The organism is Kineococcus sp. TRM81007, assembly GCF_022669155.1.
In the GTDB taxonomy this organism is placed as follows: Bacteria; Actinomycetota; Actinomycetes; order Actinomycetales; family Kineococcaceae; genus Kineococcus.
The window spans coordinates 1-23558 of sequence record NZ_JALBVB010000051.1; the positions used below are offsets into that span (position 1 = coordinate 1).

Annotated in this window: 21 protein-coding genes and 1 pseudogene; 7 read left to right on the forward strand and 15 right to left on the reverse strand. The window is 77.4% G+C overall.

The window, feature by feature from the left end:
• A pseudogene (locus tag MN205_RS09360) lies at positions 1-2237 on the forward strand (hypothetical protein); the annotation flags it as partial.
• Positions 2238-2241: 4 nt separating this feature from the next.
• Here MN205_RS09360 and MN205_RS09365 read toward each other — a convergent pair.
• From MN205_RS09365 to MN205_RS09375, 3 genes are read right to left on the reverse strand one after another with little or no spacing between them, the layout of a single operon-like run.
• Positions 2242-3285, reverse strand: coding sequence for a Gfo/Idh/MocA family protein (locus MN205_RS09365; RefSeq protein WP_242126560.1), 1044 nt, complete (start codon positions 3283-3285; stop codon positions 2242-2244).
• Positions 3282-4280 (reverse strand): Gfo/Idh/MocA family protein, encoded by a 999-nt coding sequence (locus MN205_RS09370; RefSeq protein WP_242126562.1) that lies wholly within the window; start codon positions 4278-4280, stop codon positions 3282-3284. Before MN205_RS09370 ends, MN205_RS09365 begins: the two co-directional genes overlap by 4 nt.
• Positions 4277-5467: a phytanoyl-CoA dioxygenase family protein gene (locus MN205_RS09375; protein WP_242126565.1), complete on the reverse strand. Its 1191-nt coding sequence runs from the start codon at positions 5465-5467 to the stop codon at positions 4277-4279. Before MN205_RS09375 ends, MN205_RS09370 begins: the two co-directional genes overlap by 4 nt.
• 132 nt (positions 5468-5599) lie before the next feature.
• On the opposite strand from MN205_RS09375, the gene MN205_RS09380 reads away from it, so the two are divergent.
• Positions 5600-6628 (forward strand): LacI family DNA-binding transcriptional regulator, encoded by a 1029-nt coding sequence (locus MN205_RS09380; protein ID WP_242126567.1) that lies wholly within the window; start codon positions 5600-5602, stop codon positions 6626-6628.
• 80 nt (positions 6629-6708) lie between these two features.
• Here the strand turns inward: MN205_RS09380 and idi are convergent, their stop codons facing one another.
• The 9 genes from idi to sucC all read right to left on the reverse strand — a co-directional run bounded on the left by idi (position 6709) and on the right by sucC (position 14694).
• The gene (gene idi, locus MN205_RS09385; protein ID WP_242126568.1) at positions 6709-7263 is read right to left on the reverse strand and encodes an isopentenyl-diphosphate Delta-isomerase; all 555 of its coding nucleotides are present in this window, start codon (positions 7261-7263) and stop codon (positions 6709-6711) included.
• Between the two features lie 55 nt (positions 7264-7318).
• A complete protein-coding gene (locus MN205_RS21780; protein WP_242126570.1) occupies positions 7319-7633 on the reverse strand; it encodes an AzlD domain-containing protein in 315 nt (104 codons plus the stop codon).
• Positions 7630-8403 carry an AzlC family ABC transporter permease gene (locus MN205_RS21785; RefSeq protein ID WP_242126572.1) on the reverse strand — a complete coding sequence of 258 codons (774 nt, stop codon included), beginning with the start codon at positions 8401-8403 and terminating at the stop codon, positions 7630-7632. The genes MN205_RS21780 and MN205_RS21785 overlap by 4 nt, the downstream gene beginning before the upstream one ends.
• Positions 8404-8454: 51 nt before the next feature.
• The gene (locus MN205_RS09400; RefSeq protein WP_242126574.1) at positions 8455-8739 is read right to left on the reverse strand and encodes a DUF3017 domain-containing protein; all 285 of its coding nucleotides are present in this window, start codon (positions 8737-8739) and stop codon (positions 8455-8457) included.
• Between the two features lie 41 nt (positions 8740-8780).
• Positions 8781-10367, reverse strand: a complete 1587-nt coding sequence (purH, locus tag MN205_RS09405; RefSeq protein ID WP_242126576.1) for a bifunctional phosphoribosylaminoimidazolecarboxamide formyltransferase/IMP cyclohydrolase — start codon at positions 10365-10367, stop codon at positions 8781-8783.
• A gap of 32 nt (positions 10368-10399) precedes the next feature.
• The gene (purN, locus tag MN205_RS09410) at positions 10400-10984 is read right to left on the reverse strand and encodes a phosphoribosylglycinamide formyltransferase (RefSeq protein ID WP_242126591.1); all 585 of its coding nucleotides are present in this window, start codon (positions 10982-10984) and stop codon (positions 10400-10402) included.
• 100 nt (positions 10985-11084) lie between these two features.
• Positions 11085-12488, reverse strand: a complete 1404-nt coding sequence (locus MN205_RS09415) for a DUF6350 family protein (RefSeq protein WP_242126593.1) — start codon at positions 12486-12488, stop codon at positions 11085-11087.
• A gap of 121 nt (positions 12489-12609) precedes the next feature.
• A complete protein-coding gene (gene sucD, locus MN205_RS09420; protein WP_242126595.1) occupies positions 12610-13515 on the reverse strand; it encodes a succinate--CoA ligase subunit alpha in 906 nt (301 codons plus the stop codon).
• 3 nt (positions 13516-13518) lie between these two features.
• Positions 13519-14694: an ADP-forming succinate--CoA ligase subunit beta gene (gene sucC / locus MN205_RS09425; protein ID WP_242126597.1), complete on the reverse strand. Its 1176-nt coding sequence runs from the start codon at positions 14692-14694 to the stop codon at positions 13519-13521.
• Positions 14695-15015: 321 nt separating this feature from the next.
• On the opposite strand from sucC, the gene MN205_RS09430 reads away from it, so the two are divergent.
• The gene (locus tag MN205_RS09430) at positions 15016-16131 is read left to right on the forward strand and encodes an ANTAR domain-containing protein (RefSeq protein ID WP_242126599.1); all 1116 of its coding nucleotides are present in this window, start codon (positions 15016-15018) and stop codon (positions 16129-16131) included.
• A 14-nt stretch (positions 16132-16145) separates the two neighbouring features.
• Here the strand turns inward: MN205_RS09430 and MN205_RS09435 are convergent, their stop codons facing one another.
• A complete protein-coding gene (locus MN205_RS09435) occupies positions 16146-18425 on the reverse strand; it encodes a SpoIIE family protein phosphatase (RefSeq protein ID WP_242126601.1) in 2280 nt (759 codons plus the stop codon).
• Between the two features lie 55 nt (positions 18426-18480).
• Here MN205_RS09435 and MN205_RS09440 point away from each other — a divergent pair, with 55 nt between their 5' ends.
• Together MN205_RS09440 and MN205_RS09445 are read left to right on the forward strand one after the other, a co-directional pair.
• Complete coding sequence (locus tag MN205_RS09440) at positions 18481-19191, forward strand: GNAT family N-acetyltransferase (RefSeq protein ID WP_242126603.1); 711 nt, start codon at positions 18481-18483, stop codon at positions 19189-19191.
• A 28-nt stretch (positions 19192-19219) separates the two neighbouring features.
• Positions 19220-19840 (forward strand): L-threonylcarbamoyladenylate synthase, encoded by a 621-nt coding sequence (locus MN205_RS09445; protein WP_242126605.1) that lies wholly within the window; start codon positions 19220-19222, stop codon positions 19838-19840.
• Positions 19841-19888: 48 nt separating this feature from the next.
• Here the strand turns inward: MN205_RS09445 and MN205_RS09450 are convergent, their stop codons facing one another.
• Both MN205_RS09450 and MN205_RS09455 read right to left on the reverse strand, forming a co-directional pair.
• Positions 19889-20062: a hypothetical protein gene (locus tag MN205_RS09450; RefSeq protein ID WP_242126607.1), complete on the reverse strand. Its 174-nt coding sequence runs from the start codon at positions 20060-20062 to the stop codon at positions 19889-19891.
• Positions 20059-21492, reverse strand: coding sequence for an OFA family MFS transporter (locus tag MN205_RS09455; protein ID WP_242126609.1), 1434 nt, complete (start codon positions 21490-21492; stop codon positions 20059-20061). The genes MN205_RS09450 and MN205_RS09455 overlap by 4 nt, the downstream gene beginning before the upstream one ends.
• 269 nt (positions 21493-21761) lie before the next feature.
• Between MN205_RS09455 and MN205_RS09460 the strand changes: the two genes are divergently transcribed.
• The gene (locus MN205_RS09460) at positions 21762-22553 is read left to right on the forward strand and encodes an SDR family oxidoreductase (RefSeq protein ID WP_255818777.1); all 792 of its coding nucleotides are present in this window, start codon (positions 21762-21764) and stop codon (positions 22551-22553) included.
• A gap of 14 nt (positions 22554-22567) precedes the next feature.
• Entirely contained in the window at positions 22568-23554 is a 987-nt protein-coding gene (locus MN205_RS09465) for a class I mannose-6-phosphate isomerase (RefSeq protein WP_242126613.1), read from the forward strand.
• The last annotated feature ends 4 nt before the right edge of the window (positions 23555-23558 follow it).

A 23558-nucleotide genomic window follows, 5' to 3' on the forward strand; every position in this document is an offset into this window, starting at 1 on the left:
CCGCGCTGGACGCGGCCGACGCCCGTGCGCGGCACGCCGCGCTGGCCGCGGCCGAGGCGGAGCTGGAACGGGCCGCCGGCGAGCGCGCGCGGTGCACGGCCGAGCGCGCGCGGTGCGCGGCCGAGCTCGCGGAGGCCGCCGCCGGCGCCGGGGGTGCCGGCGAGGAGGAGCTGCGCGCCGCGCGCGCCGACCGCGACGCGGTCCTGGCACCGCTGCGCGACGGGGGCGCGCTGGACACCGCCGCCGCCGCAGAGCTGCTGGCGGCGGTCGCGCGCGCCGACACCGCCGCGGACGCCCTGCTGGAGCACGCCGAGGCGGCCGCCCGGTTGCGCCAGCTGCGCCGCGACGCCGAGCGCGCCGAGGAGTCGGAGCGGGCCGCGGCCGCCGTGGAGGAGGCCGCCCGCCGCGCCACCGGGCAGGCGCGCACCGCTCTCGCGCAGCTGTTCACGGACGCCGGGGTGCGGGTGCCCGGGCCGGAGGGGCCCGCGTCGGCGCTGGCGGCCCTGGAGCTGCTGGGTGCCGAGCGGGCCGCGGCGGCGGCCGCCGACGCGCGGGCGCAGGAGCTGCGCGCCGACGCCGACGCGCACCTGGCGCAGCTCGGGGCGGTCCTGGAGCGGTGCGGTCGCGGCGGCACCGCGGACGCCGGGCTGGAGCCGGCGCTGGAGGCGGCCCGCGCGGTGCTGGCCGCCGCGGACGAGGCTCAGGTGGAGCGGGCGCTGGCGGCCGAGCGGCAGCGCGCCGCGGAGGGCGCCGAGCAGCGGCACGGGCGGTGCGCGGAGCGGGCCGCGCGGGCGGCGGGGGCGTTCCGCGACGCCGCCGTCGCCGCCGGCCTGCCGGACGGGCTGGGACCGGCCGGCTGGGCGGCGCGCGCGCAGAGCCTGCGGGTGGCGGCGGAGCGCGCGGAGGCCGCGGCCGCCGCGCTGGCCCGCGCTGCGGCGCGCGAGGAGCACGTCGCCGCGCACGCCCGCCGGGTCGCCGCCGTGGCCGCCCGCCTGGGCGTCTCGTGCGACGCCGACGAGCCGGGGTCCGTGGCCGGGGTGCTGGCGGAGCTGGCGGAGCGGCTGCGCACCAGCCGCGCCGACGAGGGCACCGCCGCCGCCCTGGAGCAGCAGCTGGCCGAGCTGGCCGCTGAGCGCGCCGGGCAGGAGGCCCGCCGGGAGGCCGCCGAGGCGGAGCTCGCCGCGCTGCGCGGCCCGGGTGAGGAGCCGGCCGCCCTGGCGGAGCGGGCCGCGCGCAGCCGCGAGCTGCTGGGTGAGCGCGCCGTCGAGGAGGCCGAGCTGGCGGTGCTGGCGGCCGACGCGGGCTCGGCGGCCGCGGCGGAGGCGCTGGTGCGGGAGGTGGGCGAGCGCACCGACGCGGACCTGCGCACCGACGCCGAGCAGCTCGCCGCGGCCGCGGAGGCGGCGCACGAGGCGTCGGCGCAGGCGCAGCAGGCGGTGGGCCGGGCGCAGACGGAGCTGGAGCGCCTGACCAGCGGCGCCGACGCGAACGTGCTGGCGGCGCGCCGCGCGGAGGCGCTGGCGGGGCTGCACGCCGACACCGAGCGGTACGTGCAGGTGGACCTGCAGCGCACGGTGCTGCGCCGACAGCTGGAGGAGTTCTCCACCGCGCGCGAGAACCCGCTGCTGACCGAGGCCGGGCGCGTGCTGTCGGTGCTGACGGCGGGGCGCTGGACGGGCCTGAGCGCCGTCGACGACGGCGGCAGCCGCCGCCTGGCGGTGCGCCGCGGCGACGGGGAGGTCCTGGAGGGCGTGGACGGGCTGTCCGAGGGCACCGCGGACCAGGTGTTCCTGGCGCTGCGGCTGGCAGCGATCGCCGCCGAGCACCGCCTCCTCGTGCGGGCCGGGCGCGGCCCGCTGCCGGTGGTGCTCGACGACGTGCTCATGACGTTCGACGAGCCCCGCACGGGCGCGGCGCTGGCGGCGCTGGCGGAGCTGGCCCGCGACGTGCAGGTGGTGCTGCTGACCCACCACGCGGACGTCGCCGAGCGGGCGGCGGGCCTGGCGGGCAACGGCCACGACGTCACGGTGACGCGGTTGCCCGCTCCCCCGGCGGCCGGCGACCTCGCCGTCGGTGCCACGGCGCCGGCCCGCCCGGGGAAGCCGTCCCGCGGCGCCGGCGCGGACCCGCAGCTGGTGCGGGCGTGGGCGCGCGAGCAGGGGCTGCCGGTCGCCGACCGGGGCCGGGTCAGCGAGCAGCTGGTGCTGGACTACCTCGCCGCCCACGACCTGTCCTGAGCGCTCAGCCCGTCCCGGCTGCCGCGTACGAGACCCCGAGCCGGGCGGCGACCTCGTCGAGGGCGCGCATCCCGGCCTCGACGTCGGCGGCGGGCCGCAGCGGCGTGGTGGTGCGCCCGGCGCCGATGCACGCGGCGACCTCCGTGGCCTGGTGGTGCAGCCCCCCGTGGTCACCGGGCTCGGGGTCGCTCCAGCGGTCCAGCAGGCGGCCGTCGGCGGCGAGCAGCTCGACGTCGCCGGGGGTGAAGAACCGGCGGGGCAGCACCAGCGTCGCCTCCGTCCCGGCGATCACGGCCGTGCAGGGGGTGACGCTGAACAGCGTGGTGTGCAGCACCGACCGCCGCCCGCCGACGTGCGCGAGCAGTGCGGAGGCCTGGCCGTTGACGCCGGCAGGAGCGTCCTGGCCGGAGGCGTGCACCGCCTCGGCCGGTCCCAGCACCCACGTCGCCAGCGCGGTGAGGTAGCTGCCGAGGTCCAGCAGGGTGCCGCCGGCCAGGGCCGGGTCGAGGATGCGGTGGCCAGGCTCGAAGTGCTCGCCGTGGTCGGCGAGCACGGTGCGCACGTCGCCCAGCAGCCCGCGCTCGAGGACCTGGCGCACGACGTCGAGGCGCGGCAGGAACAGCGTCCACATCGCCTCGGCGCAGAACACCCCGCGGGTGGCGGCCGCCTCGGCGACCTCCTGCGCCTGGGCGGCGTCCAGGCCGAGGGGCTTCTCCACCAGGACGTGCTTGCCGGCCTCCACCGCCAGCAGCGCCAGGTCGCGGTGCGTGTGGTGCGGGGTGGCGACGTACGCGACGTCCACGGACGGGTCCGCCAGCAGCGCCTCGTACGAGTCGTGGGCGACCTCGACGCCGGCGGCACCGGCGAACCGCTGCGCCGAGGCCCGCCCGCGCGAGCCGACCGCCACGACGCGCTGGTCGGTGGAAGCGGCCAGCGCGGCGGTGAAGCGCTGCGCGATCCACCCGGTGCCCAGCACGCCCCACCGCAGCGCCGGCACGGCCTCCCAGCGGCGGCGCGGGGCGGGCAGGCGCAGCTCCGCGGCGCTCACCGCTGCACCGCCTCGGGGCGGCCGGAGCGCATCGAGGCGATCGCGGCGGCGGCGACCCGCTGGGCGGCCACGCCGTCGGCGGCGCTCGCCAGCGCGGGGTCCACCGGCCCGCCGCGGGCGGCGTCCACCCACGCCTGCAGCTGCAGGCGGTAGGCGTCGGCGAACCTGGGGCGCCAGTCGGGGTCGTGGCCGCGCCCGTGCCGCAGGTCGCGGTCCACCTGCAAGCGGGCGGGCACCGGCAGGGTGGCGGCGCCCTCGGAACCGACGACCTCGCAGCGCACGTCGTAGCCGTAGCGGGCGGCGAGGAACACCTCGACGGTGGTCAGGGCGCCGTCGGCGGTGCGCAGCAGCAGCACCTGCGGGTCCACGAGCGCCGGCTCCCCCGCCGTCGCGGCGGCGGGCGCGTGCCAGGACACCTCCGCGGCCTCGCTGCCCAGCAGCCACGGCACGACGTCGAGGTCGTGGATCGCCGAGCCCGTCACCGAGGACTCCGACGTGGCGCCCGGCCCGGGGGCGACGCCGCGGCTGACGTGGTGCACGAGCACGGGCCGGCCCAGCTCCCCGGTACGCAGGGCCCGCGCCAGCGCGACGTACCCGGGGTCGAAGCGGCGCATGAACCCGACCGCGAACAGCGGTGCACCCGGCGCCGCCGCGGCGGCGGCCACCTCCAGGGCGCCGTCCAGCGTGGGCGCGAGGGGTTTCTCGCACAGCACCGGTTTCCCCGCGGCCAGCGCCGCGGCGGCCAGGGCGGGGTGGGTGGCGTCGGGCGAGGCGATGACGACGGCGTCCACGTCCGCGGCGCCGACCAGCTCCAGCGGGTCGGCGAGCACGCGTGCTCCCCCGGCGTCGGCGGCCGCGGCGGCGGCGCGCGCGGTGTCGGGGTCGGCGACGGCCGTGACGACGGCGCCGCTGACGAAGCGGTGCAGCGTGCGGGCGTGGTCGGCGCCCATGACCCCGGCACCGGCCACGCCCACCCGCAGGACGTGCTGCGTCACGCGCGCGCCTCGCGGCGGCGGGCGGCGTGCTCGCGCAGCCGCGCGACGGCGTCGGCGGTGTCGGCGTCCTCGCGCAGGCAGTCCCGCAGCACCTCTGCCTGCGAGGGCGGGTTGATCCGCCCGACGGGCTGGTCCAGGTCCAGGTCGGTGGGGAACGGGTACCCCTCGGCGGAGGCGGCGATCACGTTGTCCAGCACGACGTCGGGGAGTCCCGCGGCGCGGCGGGCGCGCAGCTGCGGGTACAGCGCCTCGCACACCGCGAGGCGGTCCACGACCTCCAGGGAGCGGCCGAACGCGGAGGAGACCTGCAGCAGGTTCGCCATGCGCTTGACGTCCGCGGACACGTTGGAACCGGCGCAGTGGAACAGGGCCGGGTTGAAGAACACCGCGTCGCCCTTGCGCAGCGGCAGCTGCACGTAGTGCTCGTCGAAGTACGCGCGGAACTCCGGCAGCACCACGGCGAGGTAACCGGGTTCGTACTTCTGCGAGTGCGGCAGGTACATCGTCGGCCCGGACTCCACGGGCATGTCCACGTGCGCCACCGCGCCCTGCAGCGTCATCACCGGCGAGAGGCGGTGCACGTGCGCGGGGAACCGCTCAGCAGTCTGAAGGGGCATGAACCCCAGGTGGTAGTCGCGGTGCGGGGTCTGCGCGGTCCCGCCGGGGTTGACGACGTTGAGGTCGGAGATGACCTGGTACTGCGGGCCCAGCCAGGCCGTGGAGACGAGGTCGACGACGTCGGTGGCGAAGTAGTCGCAGAACACCTCCGGGTCCCGGCGGGCGAGCTTCTCCAGCGCACCCCACACGCGGTCGTTCGCGCCGGGCTTGGCGAAGTGGTCGCCGCCGGTGACGCCGGAGGCGTGCTGCTCGTCGATCATCCGCTGGTAGGCGGCGGTGGCGCGGTCGATCACGGCGTCCTCGAACGCGCCCGCGAACACCGCGATGCCGGCGCCGTCGGCGAGGACGCGGGCGATCTCGTCCTGCGCCTCGCGGCGGACGCTCTCGCCGCCGCCGGCGAGGTGGGCGCGCAACCGCTCGCCGTAGACGGGCACGCCGTGCTCGACGCGGTCGGCCAGGGGGACCTCGTCCGGGTCGGTACCGACCTCGACGAGGCGGCGGAACTCGTCCAGGTCGCAGTACTCGCGGGTCAGCCAGGTGGTGGGACGGCGGGTCGTTGGTGCGGTCACGGGGAACCTCCTCGGCTCGACGGCCGGTGCGGCCGGTGACCTCTCGCCGGTGAGGGCCACGACTGCGACGCTACGGCGCGCGCCGGTGCCGCGGGCCTTGCCGATCCGTCATTTCCCCACCATCCTCGCGCCGTGCCCCGCACCTTCCGCGTCCGCGACATCGCCTGGCAGGCGGGGGTGTCGGAGACCACCGTCGACCGCGTCCTCAACGGCCGCCCGGGGGTGCGCGCCACCACCGTCGACGAGGTGCACCGGGCGATCGCGGACCTCGAGCGGCAGCGCACCCAGCTGCGTCTGACGGGGCGCACCTTCGTCGTGGACGTCGTCGTGGACGCCCCGGAGCGCTTCACCTCCGCGGTGCGGGAGGCGCTGGAGCGCACCCTGCCGGTGCTGCGCCCGGCGGTGCTGCGCTGCCGGTTCGACTTCTCCGACGAGGCGCCCGCCGTGCAGGTCGCGCAGCGCCTGCTGCGCGCGACGCGGCGCGGCTCGCACGGCGTGGTGCTCAAGGCCCCGGAGCACCCGGACGTGGTCGCGGCGGTGGACCGCCTGCGCGAGCGCGGGGTGCCGGTGGTCACCCTGGTCACCGACCTGCCGGGCAGCGCGCGCGTCGCCTACGTGGGCATCGACAACCGGGCGGCCGGCGCGACCGCGGCCTACCTGGTGGGCCGCTGGGGCGGACCGGGCGGGGGCACGGTGCTGGTGGCCCGGGGCCGCTCCACGTTCGAGGGGGAGGACGCCCGGTTCGAGGGGTTCCGCCGCACCCTGGCCGAGCACTCCCCGCGGGCCGCCGTGCGCGAGGCCACCGGCGGGGCACCGCTGGCGGAGCTGGTGCGCGCGGCGCTGCGCGAGGACCCGGGCGTGGACTCCGTCTACTCGATGTACGCCTCGGGCAGCTCGGCGGGCGTGCGGGCGGCGTTCGCGGCGGCGGGGCGCACGTGCCGGTTGTTCGTCGGGCACGACCTGCACCCCGAGCACGAGCACCTGCTGCGCACCGGGGAGATGGACGTGGTGCTGCACCACGACCTGCCCGGTGACCTGCGCCGGGCCTGCCACGCGCTGCTGCAGGCGCGCGGGGAGCTGCCCGGCGCCCCGCACTCGTGGCCGTCGTCGGTGCAGGTCGTCACGCCGTTCAACCCACCGCTGCCGCTGCCCGCTCCCTGACTCCCCGGCCCCGGCCCCGGCCCCGGCCCCGGCCCCGGACGGAAGCGAGGGCTCCCGCCCGGGGGTCGGGGGGAGGAGGGTCACCCCAGGGCGGTGGGGAGCTGGGCGAGCTGCAGCAGCATCCACGGGCTGAACGGGGACGGGTCCCGCTGCACCTCGGCGCGCAGCTCGTCCAGGTCGACCCAGCGCCAGTCCCCCACCTCGGCGGGGTCGGGCGCCAGGTCGGCGGCCAGGTGCGCGGTGAACACCGGGCACACCTCGTTCTCCACCGTGCCGTCGGCCATCTCGGCGCGGTAGCGGAACCGCGGCAGCACCGGTTCCACGCCCGCCACCGAGGTGCCCAGCTCGTCGGCGGCGCGGCGGTGCACGGCGTCGGCGGGCTCCTCCCCCGGGCCGGGGTGGCCGCAGAAGGAGTTCGTCCACACCCCCGGCCACGTGCGCTTGACCTCGGCGCGGCGGGTCAGCAGGGTGCGCCCGGCGCCGTCCACGACCCAGCAGGAGAACGCCAGGTGCAGGGGCGTGGCGGAGTGGTGCACGCTCGCCTTGGGGGCGGTGCCGCACGGGACGCCGTCCTCGCTGAGCAGGACGACGAGCTCGGTGCTCCCGGCGGTGGCGCAGGTGGTGGGGGCGGTCACCGGAGCACCGTACGCGCCAGGCCCCCGGCGTGCCCGGCCTGCGACCGCGCGCGCGTCACCCCCAGCCGGTGAGGGCCCGCACGCCCGCGGCCGACGCGGCGGCGGCGACGATCACCACGAGGAAGGGCGCCCGCAGCGCCAGCGCCACCGCGGCGACCCCCAGGCCCACCAGCCGCGCGTCCACCGCGAGGCGGTCGCCGTCGCTGGCGGTCTGCACCACGACGAGCGCCGCCAGCAGGGCCGCCGGCAGCAGGGCGCCGGCGCGGCGGGCGCGGGGGTGCTCCAGCAGGCGGGCCGGCACGAGGTGCCCGGCGAGCTTGAGCGCGTAGGCGATCGCCCCGGCGACCAGGACCGCCACCCAGGTGCTCACGCGCCCTCCCCCGTCCCCTCGCCGGCCCGCTCGTCGGCCCGCCCGCCGGCCGGAGCCCCGGACCGCTCCCCGCGTAACCCGGCGACGACCGCCACCAGGGCGGCGGCGACGACCGGCAGCCCCACCGGCACCACCGGCACGAGCAGCAGCGCCACCAGGGCGGCCACCACCGCGACGGCCGCCGCCTGCCGCTGGCGCAGCCGCGGCCACAGCAGCGCCAGGAACGCCGCCGCGGCGGCCGCGTCCAGGCCCCACCGGCGCGGGTCGCCCAGCGCGTCGCCGAGCAGCGCCCCCGCGAGGGTGGCGAGGTTCCAGCCGGTGAAGACCGTCACCCCGGTCACCCAGAACCCGGTGCGGCGGGCGGTGTCCGTGGGCTGGGCCGCACCGACGGCGGTGGACTCGTCGATGGTCAGGTGTGCCGCGAGCAGCCGGCGCGCGCCGCGCACCCGCAGGAACGGGCCGACCTGCAGCCCGTAGAGGGCGTTGCGCACCCCCAGCAGCGAGGAGGCGGCCACCGCGGCGGCCACGCTGCCGCCGCCGCCGAGGACGCCGACGAGGGCGAACTGCGAACCCCCGCTGAAGATCAGCAGGGACGTGGCGCACGCCTGCAGGACGCTGAGGCCGTTCGCGACCGCCAGCGCCCCCAGGCTGACGCCGTACAGGGCGGTCGCCACCCCCACGGACAGCGCCTGCCGGCGCGCTGCGCGGACGGGGTCGGCGGGGGCCTGGTCGGTCCGGGCCGCAGCGGTCCGGGGCGGGTGAGCGGGCACGCCCGACAGCTCTACCAGACGGCGCCTCGCACTGCGGCGGGCGCGGCGCGCTCAAGTGGTCGGCAACGTCCAGGTGAGCGCGGTGCACGCGGCCGCCAGCACGAGCAGCACGGTGGTGTCCACCGCCCGCGAGCGCACCGCGAGCGCACCGGCGACCCGCACGGGCAGCACCAGCCGCAGGACCGCGGCCACCGCCAGGTCGGCGCCGAGCAGCAGGCCACCGGCGACGGGCCCGGCGACGACGGTGAGGAGCAGCGCCAGCCCCGCCCCGGCCACGAGGGCGCCGAGCACCGCACCACCGGGGGCGGGCGGGTGTCCTGGGGTCCCGGTCGGCACGGGGCGCACGCTACCGACCGGGACCCGCGGCGGGGTGGACGTCAGTGCGCGAAGTGGCGCGCGCCGGTGAAGTACATCGTCACGCCGGCCTCGCGGGCGGCGGCGACGACCTCCTCGTCGCGGATGGAACCGCCCGGCTGCACGATCGCGCGCACCCCGGCGTCGAGGAGGATCCGCGCGCCGTCGGCGAAGGGGAAGAACGCGTCGGAGGCGGCCACCGCGCCGCGGGTGCGCTCCGCGCCGGCGCGCTCGACGGCCAGCCGGCACGAGTCCACCCGGTTGACCTGGCCCATGCCGACGCCGACGGAGGCGCCGTCCTTCGCGAGCAGGATCGCGTTGGAGCGCACGGAGCGCACCGCGCGCCAGGCGAACTCCAGGTCCGCCAGGGTCGCCTCGTCGGCGGCCTCGCCGGCGGCCAGCGCCCAGCCCGCCGGGGAGTCGCCGTCGGCGTCGATGCGGTCGAGGTCCTGCACGAGGACACCGCCGGAGACGGGGCGGGCCTCGGCGTCGGCGCGCGCGTACCCCTCGGGCAGCTGCAGCAGGCGCACGTTCTTCTTGCGTTGCAGCACCTCCAGGGCCTCCGGCTCGAAACCGGGCGCGACGACGACCTCGGTGAACACGTCGGCGACCTGCGACGCCATCGCGGCGGTGACGACGCGGTTGGCGGCGATGACGCCGCCGTAGGCGGACACCGGGTCGCACGCGTGGGCCTTGGCGTGGGCGTCGGCCACGTCGGTGCCGGTGGCGATGCCGCACGGGTTGGCGTGCTTGATGACGGCCACGGCCGGGGCGGTGAAGTCGAACGCGGCGCGCAGGGCGGCGTCGGCGTCGACGTAGTTGTTGTAGGACATGGCCTTGCCGTGCAGCTGGACGGCCTGGGCGATGCCGGGGCGGGCGGCGGGGTCGGCGTAGACGGCGGCGCGCTGGTGCGGGTTCTCGCCGTAGCGCAGCACCGAGGTGCGCTCCAGCGCGGTGCCGGTGACGGCGGGCCAGCCCTCGTCGCCCTCGTCGCCCTCGTCCAGGGTCTGCTGCGCGAACCAGCCGGCGACCGCGGTGTCGTAGGAGGCGGTGTGGGCGAACGCCTCCGCGGCCAGGCGGCGGCGCTGGGTGAGCGTGAACCCGCCGGCGCTCACGGCCTCGAGCACCGCGCCGTAGCGGGCGGGGTCGGTGACGACGGCGACGCTGGGGTGGTTCTTCGCGGCGGCCCGCACCATCGAGGGGCCGCCGATGTCGATCTGCTCGACGACGTCGTCGAACCCGGCGCCGGAGGCGACGGTCTGGCGGAACGGGTAGAGGTTCACCACGACGAGGTCGAACGGTTCCACCCCGAGGTCGGCGAGCTGGCGCACGTGCTCGGGCAGGCGGCGGTCGGCGAGGATCCCGGCGTGCACGCGCGGGTGCAGCGTCTTGACCCGCCCGTCCAGGCACTCGGGGAAGCCGGTCAGCTCCTCCACGGGCGTCACCGGCACGCCGGCGGCGGCGATGCGCGAGGCGGTGGAGCCGGTGGAGACGATCGCCACGCCGGCGGCGTGCAGGCCGGTGGCGAGCTCCTCCAGGCCCGTCTTGTCGTAGACGCTGACGAGGGCGCGCTTCACGCTGCGGCGCTCGGCGGTCGGGTTCTCGGCCATCGGCTCGGGTCGTCCTCTCGGGGTGGGGCGGGTCAGCTCGGGCGGGTGGTGGGCAGCTCGCCGCGGGCGAGCCGGGCGACGACGTCGACGAGCAGGGCCCGCTCGGCGTCCTTGATGCGCTCGTGCAGGCTCGTCTCGTCGTCGTCGTCGAGGACGCGCACGGCGGCCTGGTCGAGGATCGGGCCGGTGTCCACGCCGGCGTCGACGAGGTGCACGGTGCAGCCGGTCACCTTGACGCCGTGGGCGAGGGCGTCGCGCACGCCGTGGGCGCCGGGGAACGACGGCAGCAGCGCGGGGTGGGTGTTGACGAGGCGGCCGCCGAAGGCGTCCAGCAGCGGGGCGCCGACGATGCGCATGAACCCGGCGAGCACCACGAGGTCCGGTGCGTGGGCGGCGACGGCGGCGGCCAGCGCCTCGTCCCAGGCGGCGCGGTCGGGGTGCTCGGCGGGCGGGACGGTGAACGTCGCGGCCCCGGCGGTGCGGGCGCGCTCCAGCGCGGCGGCGCCGGGCTTGTCGGAGCCGACGGCGACGACGGTGAAGGCGTCCCCGCGGGCGTCGAGGAGCGCCTGGAGGGTGGACCCGGATCCGGAGGCGAGGACGACGACGCGCGCTGGCACGTGCGCAGACGATAGCCGTCGCGGCGGTGCGGGCCGGACGCCCGCCCGCGCGCGGACCGGTGGGTGGGGCCCGCGCGCGGGCCGGTGGGGCGGGGAGGGGTCAGGGGCGGGAGCGGCGCTCGGAGCGCTTCCGGCGGCCCCGGCGCCCGGTGCCGGGCTCGTCGCCGGGGCTCCCGCCCGGGTTCCCGGTGGGCTCCCCGGCGGCGCCCTCGCGGGGGCTCTCGCCGGAGCGCCGCCGCGAGCCGCTGCCGCCCCGCTGGGCGGCGGGGTTCAGGAACCCGCCGGCGGGGGCGGCGAGACCGGCGGGCAGGTCCGCGGGGACGCGGGTGCCGCGCCGCGCGGTCCAGGCGCGCTGCAGCAGCACCGCGAGCGCGCCGCCGGCGGCGACCTCCCCGGCCACGGCCAGGCCCGTCAGCAGCGGGTCCGGGCCGAGTTCGCTCATCCGGTCACGGCCCAGCGCCCCGGACGCCAGGGCGGCGAGCACCGCGACGGCGAGGCCGGTCAGCGCGCCGGTCGCGCCGGCCACGGCGAGGCGGCGCCCCGGCCCGGCGCCGGTGCGCGGGCGCCGCAGCAGCAGCGCGGCGGCCGCCCCGGCGAGCACCGGCAGCACCACCACGAGCCACGTCGCGGCCGGGGTGGCCCCCGGCGGGGGCAGGGCGCCGAGCACGGGCACCGCGGGCAGCGTCTCCAGGGTCGTGCCGCCGGGCGCGACGGAGGTGGCGGTGCCGACGGCGAAGCCCGGGCCGGCGACCCAGGCGAGCGCCCACACCGCCAGGGTGGGCAGCAGCAGCAGCTGCGCCAGGGTCAGCAGCGTGCCGCCCAGCCAGCCGGGTTCCAGCGAGCGGTGCAGCAGCAGCACGTCGGCGCGGCCGTGCACGAGCGCGACGGCCACCACCAGCGAGCCCAGGGCCAGCAGCGCCGCCGTGCACGCCAGCGCCGGGCGCAGCGCAGCGGCCACGACGGCCGGCACCCGCGCCGGCAGGGCCGGCCGGTGGGCGCGCGCCCCGACGGCGAAGCCGACCGCCCCGACGGCGAGGCCGCCGAGGAGGGCGTGCAGGGGGCCGGCGGCGGCCACGCCGCTGCGGGTGACCAGGGCGAGCAGCAGCGCGAGGACGCCGTAGCCGCCGGCGAACACGGCCGCGCCGGGCCAGAACGGCACGTCGCGCTCGGCGTCGGCCTGGTCGCGCACCCACATCCGCACCGCCCGCGCCGCCGAGGCGACGGCGAGCAGCGTCACGCCCAGCGGGGCGACGGAGAGGGCGCCGCCGACGACGGCCACGGGGGCGCCGTGCCCGAGCAGCCACACGTCGGCGCCGACGCGCACCACGGCCGCCAGGGAGGAGGTGGAGCGCACCGCGCCGAGCCACGCCACGAGCGTGAGCACGGCGACCGGCAGGAGCAGGGTCAGCACGGCGCGCACGGCCGCGGTGAGCAGCGGCAGCAGGTCGGCGGGGCTGGTGGGGGGCGGCGGGGTACCGGCGGGGCGGTCGACGAGCGTGGACATCGTCCCCATGCTCCCCCGGCGGGCGGCCGACCGGCCCACGACGCGCCCGGTGCGCGCGAGGGCCCCCGCCGGTGGTGACCGGCGGGGGCCCTCGATCAGGCGGCGCGGGGCGCCGCGGGGGTCACTTCCCCAGGTTCTGGAAGATCTCCCGGGCCAGCTTCGCGGTCTCGCTGGGCGTCTTGCCGACCTTGACGCCGGCGGCCTCGAGGGCCTCCTGCTTGGCCTGCGCGGTGCCGGCGGAGCCGGACACGATGGCGCCGGCGTGGCCCATCGTCTTGCCCTCGGGCGCGGTGAACCCGGCGACGTAGCCGACGACGGGCTTGGTGACGTTGGCCTCGATGAACTTGGCCGCGCGCTCCTCGGCGTCGCCGCCGATCTCGCCGATCATCACGATGACGTCGGTCTCCGGGTCGTCCTGGAACGCCTGGAGCGCGTCGATGTGCGTGGTGCCGATGACGGGGTCGCCGCCGATGCCCACGGCGGACGAGAAGCCGATGTCGCGCAGCTCGTACATCATCTGGTACGTCAGCGTGCCGGACTTGGAGACGAGGCCGATGCGGCCGGGCGGGGTGATGTCGGCGGGGATGATGCCGACGTTCGACTTGCCGGGGCTGATGAGGCCGGGGCAGTTCGGGCCGATGAGGCGCGTCTTGCCGCCGGCGGCGGCCAGCGCGTAGAACTCGGCGCTGTCGTGCACCGGCACGCCCTCGGTGATGACGACCACGAGGGGGGTCTCGGCCTCGATGGCCTCCACCGCGGCGGCCTTGGTGAACTTCGCCGGGACGAAGATCACGCTGACGTCGGCGCCGGTGGCCTCGCGGGCCTCGGCGACGGTGCCGAAGACGGGCACCTGCACGGGCGAGCCGTCCGCGCCGGTGAAGTCGACGCTCTGGCCGGCCTTGCTGGGGTTGACGCCGCCGACGACGTTCGTGCCGGAGGCGAGCATCCGCTGGGTGTGCTTGCGCCCCTCGGAGCCGGTCATCCCCTGCACGAGGACCTTGCTGTCGGAGTTCAGGAAGATCGCCACGGATCAGGCCTTTCCGGTGCTCGCGAGTTCGGCGGCCTTGGCGGCCGCGCCGTCCATGGTGTCGACGACGGTCACCAGCGGGTGGTCCGCCTCGGCGAGGATGCGCCGGCCCTCCTCGACGTTGTTGCCGTCCAGGCGCACGACCAGCGGCTTGGTGGCCTCGTCGCCGAGGATGCCGAGCGCGGACACGATGCCCTTGGCGACCTCGTCGCACGCGGTGATGCCGCCGAAGACGTTGACGAACACGCTCTTGACCTGCGCGTCGCCCAGGATGACGTCCAGGCCGTTGGCCATGACCTGCGCGGAGGCGCCGCCGCCGATGTCGAGGAAGTTCGCGGGCTTGACCCCGCCGAACCCCTCACCGGCGTAGGCGACGACGTCCAGGGTGCTCATGACGAGCCCGGCGCCGTTGCCGATGATCCCGACCTCGCCGTCGAGCTTGACGTAGTTGAGGTTCATCTCCTTCGCCTTGGCCTCCAGCGGGTCGGCCGCGGCGGCGTCGACGAGCTCGGCGTGGGCGGGGTGGCGGAAGTCGGCGTTCTCGTCGAGCGTGACCTTGCCGTCCAGGGCGATGACCTGCCCGTCCTCGGTGCGCACCAGCGGGTTGACCTCGACGAGGGTGGCGTCCTCGGCGGTGAACACGCCCCACAGCTTCTGCACGACGTCGGCGACGGCCTCGCGCAGCTCGGGCGCGAAGCCGGCCTTCTCCACGATCTCGGCGGCCTTGGCGGCGTCGATGCCGGTGCGGGCGTCCACGGGCACGCGGGCCAGCGCCTCGGGGCGCTCCACGGCCAGCTGCTCGATCTCCACGCCGCCCTCGACGCTGGCCATCGCCAGGTAGGTGCGGTTGGAGCGGTCGAGCAGGACGGAGAAGTAGAACTCCTCGGCGATCTTCGCGCCCTGGGCGATCATCACCTGGTGCACGGTGTGGCCCTTGATGTCCATGCCGAGGATCTCGCGGGCGCGCTCGGCGGCCTCGGCCGGGGAGTGGGCCAGCTTGACGCCGCCGGCCTTGCCGCGGCCACCGGTCTTCACCTGCGCCTTGACGACCACGGTGCCGCCGCCCATGCTCTCGGCCGCGGCCTGCGCCTCCTCCGGCGTCGTCGCGACCTTGCCGTCCAGGACGGGTACGCCGTGCGCCGCGAACAGGTCGCGCGCCTGGTACTCGAAGAGGTCCACCAGTTCTTCCTCGTCTTCGTCGTCGGAAGTTCGTCGTGTCGCTGCCGACGAGCGCCCCGCGCAGGGCCCGCGTCGGCCGGCACCGGGCGTTCAGCACCCTAGTGCTCCCCCGCCGCGGGAGACCCGTCGGCGGGGATGACGCGGATCACACCACCCGCGGCGACCGGCGTCGCCGCCGGCGCGCTCGGCCTCGCCGCGCCGGCGGCCCGCGTGCGAGCATGGGGGCGCCCGGCCGGGCGGACGACCGGTCGCGGGCGGGGATCGAACCAGCAGGACCCGCGCGGGAACGGCCCCGAGGGGCCGGTGGACGCTGGAGGTCGCATGGCGCAGCCGCACGAGCAGCCGACCCACGGGGCCGCGGGGGGTTTCACCCTCGACGTGGCCGGGGACCTGTGGCGCTTCTGCCCCGCCGCGCGCGAGGTCCTGCACCTGCCGCCGGAGGAGGACGTCACCACCACCGCGCGTCTGTGCGAGCACGTCGAGCCGCGGGACGCGCTGCGGCTGCGCGACGAGGTCGGCGCAGCCGCGCGCGAGGGCGTCCCGTTCGGCGTGCTGGTGTCCTTCGACGACGGCCGGGGCGGCAGGCGCTGGGCGACGGTGACGGGCGGGCCGGTCGAGCCGGGCGGGCCGGTGCGGGCCCTCGCCGGCCAGGTCGCCGACGTGACCGGCCCCCTGCTGCGGGACGTCAGCGAGGTGACCGCGGTGCACCTGCGCACGGCGCTGGAGTCGCGGCAGGTGATCGACCAGGCCAAGGGCGCGCTGATGCTCGTGTACGGGATCGGCGCCGACGAGGCGTTCGAGCTGCTGCGGTGGAGCTCTCAGCACCGCAACGTGAAGCTGGCCGCCCTCGCCGAGCGCGTCACGGCGCTGTGCCGGGCCGGCGCGGACCTGCCGGCGACCGTGCGCGGTCGCCTCGACGACGTGCTGCAGACGACCTTCGCGCGCGAGGCCGGCGACACCGAGCCCGCCGGGGACGCGCCCGCCGGGGCGGAGGAGGCCGGTGGGCCGCAGCCGGGGGTGGTGGCCTCGCGCACGAGCGCCGGGGGGACGCCGGTGGTGCGGATCGGCGGTGACGTCGACCTGGCGTCGGCGGCGGCGTTCTCCGCGGCCGTCGTGGACGCCGTCGAGCACGCCCGGGCCCCGCGGCCGGTGGTGGTGGACCTGTCCGGCGTCGGCTACCTGGGGTCGGTGGGCGTCTCGGTGCTCACGGGCGCCCACCGCCGCTGCGAGCGCGCCGGCACGCCGCTGCGGGTGGTGGTCGGGGCGCGCACCGACGTCCTGGACTTCCCCGGTCTGCGCCGGCTGAGCCTGCACGCCGACCTGACCTCGGCGCTGGCGCCGGGGGGCGCGGCGCCAGGGGCGCCCGGGGACGCGCCCGAGGGTGCGTCCGGGGGCGTGGACCTGCGCGAGCGGGCGGCGGTGCGCGGGCGGCGCTGACCCGGCCCGCCCGCTCAGCTCGTGCGGTGGGGCACCTCCACGAGGTCCAGCACCGCGGCCGCGGCGCCGTCCGCCGGCGCCAGCAGGTCCAGGCGGTCCCAGCCCCCCGCGCCGCGCGCCGCCTCGGCCAGGGCCTGCACCCCCGCGCTGGCGAGGTGGGTGACGCCGGACAGGTCGACGGTGAGGCGGACCGCACCGCCCCGGACGGCGCGGCGCAGCTCGTCGAGGAGGTCCGGGGCGCTGGCCAGGTCCACCGCGCCCCGCACCCGCAGCGCGGGGCCGCCGGCCGGCTCCACGGAGAACGGCGGTTCCTCCACGGCCCCGGCGCCGGTCCCGGCGGTGTCGGCGGGGCCGGGCACGTCCACCTCCACGGGGCGCTGCAGCGTGCGCTCCACGGACACGACCGTGCCGGTGGCCGAGGGCTCCACGCGCAGGCGGCCCAGCGCCCCCAGCAGGGCCAGGCCGCGGCCGCGGTCGCCGGGTTCCTCCTGGGGCTCCCGCCAGCGCCCGTCGTCGGCGACGGTCAGCCCCAGCACCCCGGCGGCGTCCACCCCGGCGGTGACGCGCACCCGGCGGCGCCCGTCGCGCCCGTCGTGGGCGTGCTCGACGGCGTTGGCCGCGGCCTCCCCCGCCAGCAGGTCCACGGTGCGCGCCTCCGCGGGGTGCAGGTGCAGCGGCGCGGCCCACGCCCGCAGCCGCGCGCGCAGCACGGCCAGCGAGCGCGGTTCCGCGGGCAGGTCCACCGCCAGCGGTCCCGGCGGGGTGCGCCGGGCGGCCACGAGGACGGTGACGTCGTCGCGGGCCCCGGGCCCGGCGAGCCGGGCGATGAGGGCCCGGCACACCGCGTCGGCGGGTGAGCCTGCCGCGTCGGGCCCGCGGGTGAGCGCGGTGCGCAGCGCGTGCCCGGCGGCGTCCGCGACCAGTTCGCGCTCGGCGGCGCGGGAGCGGCCGGGTCGTTCCACCAGCCCGTCGGTGTAGAGCAGGACGTGCTCGCCCGGGGCCAGGCGCGCGGTGCGCACGGTGCGCACGGCCCGCTCACCGGGGACGGCGAGCGGGCCGCCACCGGCCTGCTCCAGGTGCCCGGCGGTGCCGTCGGCGCGCACGAGGACCGGGGCGGGGTGCCCGGCGGTGACGTACCGCAGCTCGCCACCGGCCGGGTCGAGCACCGCGGCGCACAGGGTGGCGGCCGCCGCCCCGGGCAGCCGGCGGGCGACGGCGTCGAGGTCGGCGAGCGCCTCCGGCAGGTCCGCTCCGGCGCCGAGGCGCTGGGCGAGGACGGCCCGCAGCTGGCTCATGGCGGCGCTGGCGAGCACGCCGTGCCCGACGACGTCGCCGACGACGAGCGCGACGCGGCCGCCGTCGAGGACCACGGCGTCGAACCAGTCGCCGCCGGCGGCCTGCCCGGCCCCGGCCACCGCGTACCGGGCGGCCACGTCCACGCACGGCAGCACGGGCAGGGCGGCGGGCAGCAGCGCGGCCTGCAGGCGGGCCACGACCGCGCGGGCCTCGTCGTAGCCGCGGCGCACCGCCTGCGCCTCGCGGGCGCGGACCAGGTGCAGGTAGAGGCGCGGGGCGGCCTCGCGCAGGAGCCGGGCGTCCTCCTCGTGCCACTCGGCGCCCGGCCGCTTGGCGGCGGCGACGGTGAACAGCCGCCGCCCGCCGCCGTCGACGCCGGCGACGCGCTCCTCCCCCGCCGGGCCGCCGCCGGCGTGCCGCCAGACGACCTCGGGCCCCTCCCCGCCGTCCCCGCCGTCCCCGCCGTCCCCGCCGTCCCCGCCGTCGGTGACGGTGAGGACCAGGTGCGCCAGCGCCAGGTGCGCGGCCAGGTGCCGGCCGGCGTCCGCGGTGACCTGGGCGGGGTCGTCGGCACGGGCGAGCACGTCACCGAGCTCGGCGGCGAACGCGGCGGCCTCGACGCGGCGGCGGTCGTCGGTGACGTCGGGGTTGCTGCCGGCCAGGCCGGCGAAGCGCCCGTCGGCGGTGCGCAGCGGGGCTGCGGTCGTCTCGATCCACCGGTGCTCGCCGTCGGCGCGGAGCACCCGGGTGCGGGCGCGGAAGCCGCGCCCCTCGGCGGTGGCGGCCTCGAACTCGCGCAGGTAGCCGCCGGCGTCGTCGGGGTGCAGGACCGAGCGCCACCGGCCGCCGAGCACGTCCTGCTCGGTGCAGCCGAAGAACTCCAGGACGCGCCGGTTCACGGAGGTGCACGCGCCGGTGGCGTCGGTGGACCAGAGCATGACGGGGGCGAGGTCGGCGAGGACCCCGCCGTTCAGGTGCCCGTCCGCGTCGTGGCGCACACGGGGCAAGGTAGTCGCCGCGGCGGTCGGCGCGCCCGCGTGGGAACGTGCCGGCGTGACGCAGCACCCCCTCGACGAGCCCGTCTGGGCGTCCCTGACCGGCGCGCACCGCCACCTCGCCGAGGGGGGTGACCTGGCCCGGCGCTACCCGCCGGACGTCTCGCCGTTCCACGCGCTGGCCGACCCGCGCGACGAGGGGGCGTGGGAGCAGCTGCGCGAGGTGGCCGGTGCCGGTGCGCAGGTGCTGCTGCCGGGCCTGGACGGGGCGGTCCTGGACGCACCGCTGCCGGCGGGCGCGCGGCTGGTGCGGGAACTGCCGGGGGTGCAGCTCGTGGCGACCCCCGCGGCGGCCGGTGCCCCGGCCGCGGGCGCGGACCCCGGGGTCGTCGTGCTCGGCGAGCAGGACGTGCCGGAGGTGCTGGACCTGGTGGAGCGCACGCAGCCGGGCCCGTTCGGTCCCCGCACCCCGCTGCTGGGCACCTACCTGGGCGTGCGCGACGACGACGGCCGGCTGGTGGCGATGGCCGGTGAGCGGATGCGGCCGCCGGGGTTCACGGAGATCAGCGCCGTGTGCACCGACCCCGCCGCGCGGGGGCGGGGCCTGGCGAGCCGGCTGGTGCGGGCCGTGGCGGCGGGCGTCGTCGCGCGCGGAGAGACGCCGTTCCTGCACGCGCTGGCGGACAACGCGGGTGCGCTGCGGCTGTACGGGGCGCTGGGGTTCCGGCTGCGGCGCACCGTCCTGTTCCCCCTCGTCGAACTGCGGTGAACGGCGGGGTGGGCGTAGCGTCCCCGGCATGGCCCGCTTCGTGGAGGTGCACCCGCGCGACCCGCAACCGCGGGCGGTGGCGCAACTGGTGGCGATGCTGCGCGACGACGCCCTCGTCGCCTACCCCACCGACTCCTGCTACGCGCTGGGCTGCCGGCTGGACAGCCGCACCGGTGCGGACCGCATCCGCCGGATCCGGCACCTCGGCGAGCGCCACCACTTCACGCTGGTGTGCTCGGACTTCGCCCAGCTGGGGCAGTTCGTGCACCTGGACAACACGGCGTTCCGGGCGGTGAAGGCGGCCACCCCGGCGCCGTACACGTTCATCCTGCCCGCCACGAAGGAGGTGCCGAAGCGGTTCGCGCACCCCAGCAAGAAGACCGTGGGCGTGCGCATCCCCGACCACCCGTTCGTGCGGGCCCTGCTGCGCGAACTGGGCGAGCCGCTGCTGTCGAGCACCCTGCTGCTGCCCGGCCACGAGGACCCGCCCACGGACTCGTGGAGCATCAAGGAGGAGCTGGACCACGTCGTGGACGCGGTCGTGGACGCCGGCGAGGTGGGAACCACCCCGACCACCGTCGTGGACCTGTCGGAGGGCGCACCCGAGGTGGTGCGTGAGGGCGCCGGGGACCCCGAGCGGTTCCGCTGACGGCCGCGACCCGCGGTGGCCGGGACGTCCCGGCCACCGCGGGGGCGATCAGCCGCTGAACAGGCGGGAAGCGCGCATGAGCGTCTCCACCACCCCGTAGACCAGCGGCACACCCACCAGCGCCCACGCGGCCGCCACGCGCGCCCCGGAGCCACCACCGCCTCCACCGCCTCCGCCGACGCCGTCGGCGGCCGTCGCACCCGTGCCCTCGCTCGCGCTCACGAGGCGCTCCTCTCCTGCTGCTCGTCGCGGGGACCGCCCTGCGGCGGCTGCGCGCCGGCGCCGGACGTCCCGGGTTCGTGGAAGCGCTCGGCCACCGGCCGCACCAGCAGGTTCGCGACGAACCCGACGGCCAGCAGGGCCACCATCGTCAGCAGCGCCGGGCGGTACGCGGCGGCCGTCAGCGTGCCCGGCTCGCCCTGCGCGTCGAGGAACCCGTTGACGATGAGGGGGCCGACGACACCGGCCGTCGACCACGCGGTCAGCAGGCGGCCGTGGATCGCTCCCACCTGGAAGGTGCCGAACAGGTCCCGCAGGTACGCCGGGACCGTCGCGAAACCACCGCCGTAGAACGACAGGATGATCGCGGCCAGCAGCACGAACAGCGCCGTGCTGGTCTGCCCGAACAGGGCCAGCAGCACGTAGGCCACGAGCCCGACGCCCAGGTACACCGTGTAGATCGGCTTGCGACCGATGACGTCGGACGTGGACGACCACACGAAGCGGCCGGCCATGTTCGCCATGGACAGCAGGCCGACGAAACCGCCCGCGGCGGCGACCGCCACGGTGGAGGCCCCGCCGCCGCCGCGGAAGAAGTCCTGGATCATCGGCGAGGCCTGCTCGAGGATGCCGATGCCGGCGGTGACGTTGCAGAACAGCACCACCCACAGCAGCCAGAACTGCGGGGTGCGCACGGCGTTGCGGGCCGAGACGCTCGCGGTCGTCACGAGCGAGCGGGAACGCACCGCCGCGGGGTCGAAGCCGGCCGGGCGCCACCCGTCGGGCGGCACGCGCACCGTCGCGGCGCCGAACGACATGAACAGGGCGTAGACGACGGCGAAGGTGACGAACAGCATCGCCACGGCCTCACCGCTGGGCACGCTGCCGGCCACGGTGGGGTCGTAGGCGTCGTCGTAGGCGCCCAGGAGCCGCGTCGACAGCGGGCTCGCCACGAGCGCGCCACCGCCGAAACCCATGATGGCCATGCCGGTGGCCAGGCCGGGGCGGTCGGGGAACCACTTGATGAGCGTGGAGACCGGCGAGATGTACCCGATCCCCAGGCCGATGCCGCCGATGACGCCGTACCCGAGGTACAGCAGCCACAGCTGCGAGGTGGCGATGCCGAGAGCACCGACGAGGAAACCGGTGACCCAGAACAGGGCGGAGGTGGCCATGGCCTTGCGCGGGCCGTTGCGGTCCACCCAGGTGCCGGCGACGGCGGCGGACAACCCGAGCATGACGATGGCGATGGAGAACACCACGCCGATCTCGGTGTTCCCGACGCCGAAGTGCTGCACGAGAGCGTTCTTGTAGACGCTGGTGGCGTAGACCTGCCCGATGCACAGGTGCACCGCCAGGGCGGCGGGCGGCACGAGCCAGCGGTTGAAACCGGGGGGCGCGATGCTGCGCCGGCGGTCGAGGACGGACACCACGGGGTGCTCCTTCGCGTGCGGTGGCCCTTGTTGACCGTTCACGCTACGGCCACCGGCGCCGGCGCGCCATCGACGCGCCGGGCGTCCCCCGGCCGGCGCACCGGGCGCCGGTGCGGTTGAGGAGCGGCCGAACGGGTAGGCGGAGAGCAGGCCCGTGTGGCACCCCCACCCGGGCGAGCCCCAGCAGGTCGCACGATGGAGGAGGAACCGTGACGGAGTCCGGTCAGCAGCCTGAGCAGTCGCAGGACGTCCCCGGCACCACCGGGGCGATGGACCCGAAGCCCGACCACGGCGAGGAGAGCTACCGGGGCACCGGGCGCCTGGAGGGCAAGAAGGCCGTCATCACCGGCGGCGACTCCGGCATCGGGCGCGCCGTCGCGATCGCCTACGCCCGCGAGGGCGCCGACGTCCTCATCAGCTACCTGAACGAGGACGAGGACGCCCGCGAGACCGCGCACTGGGTGGAGCGGGCCGGCCGCAAGGCCGTGCTGGTGCCCGGCGACCTCTCCGAGGCCGCGCACTGCCGCGCGGTCGTCGCCAAGGCCGTGGAGGAGTTCGGCCGCATCGACGTCCTCGTGAGCAACGCCGCGTTCCAGATGAACCGCGACTCGCTGGAGGAGACCCCCGACGAGGAGTGGGACCGCACGATCCACACGAACCTCAGCGCGTTCTTCCACCTGACGAAGGCGGCGCTGCCGCACATGCAGCAGGGAGCGTCGATCATCGGGTCCAGCTCGGTGAACTCCGACAACCCCAGCCCGACGCTGCTGCCGTACGCGGCGACGAAGGCCGCCATCGCGAACATGACCGCCTCGCTGGCGCAGCTGCTCGCCGAGCGCGGCATCCGCGCGAACTCCGTGGCCCCCGGACCGGTGTGGACGCCGCTGATCCCGGCCACCATGCCGGAGGAGAAGGTGGCGCAGTTCGGCCAGCAGGTGCCGATGGGCCGCGCCGCCCAGCCGGCGGAACTGGCCCCGGTGTACGTGATGCTCGCCTCCGACGAGTCCAGCTACGTCTCCGGCGCCCGCATCGCGGTGACCGGCGGCAAGCCGATCCTCTGAGAGGGGCCTGAACCGTGGAGTGGTACCCGCTGCGCCTGAGCACCCCCGTGAAGCAGCACGTGTTCGGCGGTCGCGCGATCGTCGAGGTGCTGGGGCGCAGCGGGTTGCCCGACGGCCGCGTCGCCGAGACGTGGGAGGTCAGCGACGTGGACGGCGAGGTCGGCGTCGTCGCCGACGGCCCGCTGGCCGGCACGCCCCTGCGGGACCTGGTGCGCGAGCACCCGGCCGGGCTCGTGGGGGCGGGCTGGTCCGGCAGCCGCTTCCCGATCCTGACGAAGTTCATCGACGGGGCCTCCGCGCTGCCGGTGCACGTGCACGCCGACGACGCCGCCGCCCGCGAGCTCGAGGGTCAGGAGAACGGCAAGACGGAGGCGTGGCACGTGCTGGCCGCCGGGCCCGGCGCCACCGCCCTGGTGGGGGTGCGTCCCGGTGTCGGTGTCGAGCGCCTGCGCGAGGCGCTGCTGGCGCAGGAGTTCGACACCGTGCTGGAGCGGATCCCCGTCGCCGCCGGCGACACCGTGTACGTGCCCGGCGGCACGATCCACTCCTTCGGCCCGGACACGCTCATCCACGAGATCGAGCAGACCTCCGACACCCAGCAGCACGCCATGCCGTACGAGATGGCCGACGGCTCTCCCGTCCCGGACGAGCAGCGGCGCGAGAACGTGGAGGCGCTGCTGCGCGAGACGCACCTGGGCGCCCGGCCCACCGTCACCGACGCCACCGTGCCCGCCGACGACGACGGCGTGCGCCGCGCGGTGTGCTGCGAGGGCCCGTACTTCGTGCTGCACCGCTGGCGGTGCGGGCACCCGGTGCGGGTGCGCCGGGAGTTCACCACCGCGCAGGTGCTGACGAACGTCGGTCCCGCGCCGGTCGTGGTCCGGGCCGGGGACTGGACCGGGGAACTGCCGCGCGCGAGCACGTTGCTCCTGCCGGCGGCGCTGGGCGCGGTGGAGGTGGAGGGCGAGCTGGACGTGCTGTGGGGGCACCTGCCCGGCTGAGGCG

Coding starts and splice junctions, on each gene's coding strand:
- MN205_RS09430 (WP_242126599.1), top strand. CDS start 15,016: ATGGCGCAGCCGCACGAGCAGCCGACCCACGGGGCCGCGGGGGGTTTC.
- MN205_RS09415 (WP_242126593.1), bottom strand. CDS start 12,488: ATGTCCACGCTCGTCGACCGCCCCGCCGGTACCCCGCCGCCCCCCACC.
- MN205_RS09445 (WP_242126605.1), top strand. CDS start 19,220: ATGGCCCGCTTCGTGGAGGTGCACCCGCGCGACCCGCAACCGCGGGCG.
- MN205_RS09460 (WP_255818777.1), top strand. CDS start 21,762: ATGGACCCGAAGCCCGACCACGGCGAGGAGAGCTACCGGGGCACCGGG.
- purH (WP_242126576.1), bottom strand. CDS start 10,367: ATGGCCGAGAACCCGACCGCCGAGCGCCGCAGCGTGAAGCGCGCCCTC.